A 482-nucleotide genomic window follows, 5' to 3' on the forward strand; every position below is an offset into this window, starting at 1 on the left:
CACCGCCGAAGCCGTCATCAACAACTGGATGGGCAACGTCTACCAGTACACCCACATCGACCGCAAGAAGCCGTTTCGCGACGAGGTGGACCCGGATGATCCGCTGGGGCGGGTCAAGGCCTGAGCCGTAGCCGGCCCGGACTACGCCGCGCTCACCCGGTCCATGGACTCGCGGGCCTCCGGCGCCGCCTGCAGGGCCGCCAGGTGTTCCACATCCCACAGCTTTTCCAGCTGCCGGGCCAGCATTCCCGTATCCCGCCGGCCACCCACCCGCAGGCGCACGTATGCGTCTCACGCCCCGGCACTTTGCCTATCTGAAGATTTCCGAGGGCTGCAATCACCACTGCAGCTTCTGCATCATCCCTCGCTTTCGCGGCGATCTGGTCAGCCGCCCCGTGGGCGAGGTGATGCAGGAAGCCGAGCATCAGGTGGCCGCCGGCGTCAAGGAGCTACTGGTCATCTCCCAGGACTCCGGCGCCTAC

General features: G+C 66.4%; 2 pseudogenes. Both read left to right on the forward strand.

The features are described 5' to 3' along the window. A pseudogene (locus tag ECTPHS_RS15300) lies at positions 1-124 on the forward strand (homoserine O-succinyltransferase); the annotation flags it as partial. Between the two features lie 142 nt (positions 125-266). Continuing rightward, positions 267-482: pseudogene (locus ECTPHS_RS13750) on the forward strand (radical SAM protein); the annotation flags it as partial.

This window comes from Ectothiorhodospira sp. PHS-1 (assembly GCF_000225005.1).
In the GTDB taxonomy this organism is placed as follows: Bacteria; Pseudomonadota; Gammaproteobacteria; order Ectothiorhodospirales; family Ectothiorhodospiraceae; genus Ectothiorhodospira.